Annotated in this window: 2 protein-coding genes; both read right to left on the bottom strand. The window is 70.9% G+C overall.

The features are described from left to right. Positions 1-44: 44 nt before the first annotated feature. Positions 45-1,286, bottom strand: coding sequence for an alpha-D-ribose 1-methylphosphonate 5-triphosphate diphosphatase (locus Q8814_RS25905; RefSeq protein WP_330154794.1), 1,242 nt, complete (start codon positions 1,284-1,286; stop codon positions 45-47). After that, complete coding sequence (locus Q8814_RS25900) at positions 1,283-2,035, bottom strand: ATP-binding cassette domain-containing protein (RefSeq protein ID WP_330154795.1); 753 nt, start codon at positions 2,033-2,035, stop codon at positions 1,283-1,285. Before Q8814_RS25900 ends, Q8814_RS25905 begins: the two co-directional genes overlap by 4 nt. Positions 2,036-2,059 lie beyond the last annotated feature (24 nt).

Below are 2,059 nucleotides of genomic sequence, written 5' to 3'. Positions count from 1 at the left end.
GCGGTCGGTGCGGTGCGGTACAAACCCGTTACGGCACCGACCGGCTAGCCGGCGGCGCGCAGCACCGCGCGGGTGACGGGACAGGCATGCTCGACAGCGACGAGCACCAGATCCGCGCGCTGCCCGACGCTCAGCGCTCCCCGGTCGGCGAGCCCGACCGCGGTGGCCGGGCCGCTCGTGACCAACGCGACCGCCTGAGGCAGCGGCAATCCACGGCTCGCGAGCGTGAACGCCGCACCGAGTAGCGAGGACGGCAGGTAATCCGACGCGAGCGCCGTGACCAGACCCAGATCCGCCAGCTCGCCCGCCGAGACGTTGCCCGAATGCGACCGGCCGCGCAGCACGTTCGGCCCGCCCATCACCACCGACATTCCGCGGGCCCGGGCTTCGCTCGCCGCCTCGACCGTGGTGGGGAACTCCGCGACATTTCCTCCTCGCGCCGCGAGATCGGCGATCTCGACGGCGGATTCGGGATCATGCCCGAACACCCGCGCGAGTCCGGTGCGGGACTGTTCGGCGAGCCAGCCCATCGTCTCGTCGCGGATCGCGGCGTTGGCTTCACGTTCGGCGGCGAGGGCGTCGACGACCGTGCGTGCGGCTTCCTTCGAGATGCCGCGGACACCGGCGATGTGATCCTCGTAGTAGCTGCGGTCGGCGTACTGGCCGATGCCGGGCGTGTGGTCTTCGTGCGAGATCACCGCGGGAGTTTCGGTGGTGACCTCACCGGCCGCGACCAGGCGCTCGAATTCTTCTCGCAATGCACCGAATCCGGCGGCCGACCGCACGTCGAGGCGGTGCAGCACCCGATGGTCGACGAGCGCGGCGTCGGTGTCGCGGTGTGACCACTGCCCGATCGAACTGCACATCTCCTGCGCGACGTGCACGCTTCGGCCCGAGGTGGCCGACACTCGATCGGAGAACGACGCCCCGTGATAGACGGTCGTCACGCCCGCCGCGCGAACCTTGCCCTCGAACGACATGAGGGAGAACGTCCACGGCAGTTCGACGCCCGGTCGCGGCATTCGCTCCTTCTCCAGGCCGTCCGAGTGCACGTCGACCAGCCCCGGCAGGCACAGCAGGCCGCCGCCGTCGACGTCGGACCGTACTCCGGGCACGGCCGGACCGATCTCGACGATGCGGCCGTCGCGCACCACGATGCGGGCGTCGTCGAGGACCCGGTCCGGGAGCACCGCACGAACGTGCCCGACGACGTAGTCACGCGGAGCGCACTGCAGTGTCCATGGGTCGGCGACGGGGGTGGGTGGGGCGAACTCGGTTTCGGTCATGCTGCTGCATCTCCCAACACGTCGGTGGCGGACCCTGTTTCGGCGATGTGGCCGTCGGCGAACCGGACGACACGGGTGGCGAGGCGGTGCATGGCGTCGAGATCGTGGAACACCGCGAGAACCGCGACGCCCGACGCCGACAGCGATGCGATGAGTTCGAGTGCGCGTTCCCGGTTCGCGGGATCGAGGGCGGAAACCGGTTCGTCGAGCAGCAGCAGACGCGGCGGATGCACGGTGCCCGCTGCGATGTTCACGCGCTGCCGTTCGCCGCCGGACAGCACACTGCAGTCGACGTCCCACAGCGCCTCGTCGAGCGCAAGGCGTCGCAGTGCGTCGGCGGCGGCCTCGCGGGCCTCGGCGCGGTCCATGCCGCGGCGACGCGCCGACGCGGCGACCACCTCGAGGGGGGCGGTGCGGGGAGGCGCCGACAGGAACTGCGACACGTAGCCGAGTTCACGGCCGCGCAACCGCGCCATCGCACGGTCGGACAACTCGGTCAGCTCGACCGGTCCGGCATCGGTGTGCAGGACGATCGACCCGGAATCCGGCAGATAGCTGCGGTGGACGCAGCGCAGGAAGCTGGACTTGCCGGCTCCGGACGGCCCGGCCAGCGCGACGTGCTCACCGCGACCGATCTCGAGGTCGACGCCGTGCAGCGACGTCACGGTGCGCCCGTCGATGGTGTGCAGGGTGAACGACTTGTGCAGGTCCCGGACGGTGAGCACGGGTTCGGGGGCGGGCTGGGTCATGAGGTCACCTCCGCGCGGCCGCGA

This window comes from Rhodococcus chondri, from assembly GCF_036327435.1.
Classification (GTDB): domain Bacteria; phylum Actinomycetota; class Actinomycetes; order Mycobacteriales; family Mycobacteriaceae; genus Rhodococcus; species Rhodococcus chondri.
The sequence above is the reverse complement of the archived record's forward strand: the minus strand, read 5'-3'. Positions and strand labels throughout refer to the sequence as shown.